Below are 494 nucleotides of genomic sequence, written 5' to 3'. Positions count from 1 at the left end.
CAGGTACTATTTCACTCTTCTGTTCGAAGTGCTTTTCACCTTTCCTTCACAGTACTGGTTCACTATCGGTCTCTCGGGAGTATTTAGCCTTACCGGATGGTCCCGGCTGGTTCACGCAGAATTCCTCGTGTTCCGCGCTACTCAGGATGCCACTATGCTTCGTTTCGCTTCGAATACCGGACTGTCACCGTCTGTGGTCGAACTTTCCAGATCGTTCTTCTCACGAAATTTCTTGCAACGTTGTGGTCCTACAACCCCGCTTATGCCGTAACATAAGCGGTTTGGGCTCTTCCCCGTTCGCTCGCCACTACTGGGGGAATCATTGTTATTTTCTTTTCCTGCAGGTACTAAGATGTTTCAGTTCCCTGCGTTAGCCCCTTACATTAGTAAGGTGATATCCCTTCAGGATATCGGGTTGTCCCATTCGGAGATTCACGGATCAAAGGTTATTTGCACCTCCCCGTGACTTTTCGCAGCTTATCACGTCCTTCATC

1 rRNA gene is annotated in these 494 nt (G+C 49.0%); it reads right to left on the bottom strand.

Annotated elements, in window-relative coordinates:
* Positions 1-494 (bottom strand): 23S ribosomal RNA (locus H6A61_RS15395); the annotation flags it as partial.

This window comes from Bacteroides caecigallinarum (assembly GCF_016901995.1).
GTDB lineage: Bacteria > Bacteroidota > Bacteroidia > Bacteroidales > Bacteroidaceae > Phocaeicola > Phocaeicola cellulolyticus.
This window is presented reverse-complemented; position numbering and strand designations above follow the sequence as displayed.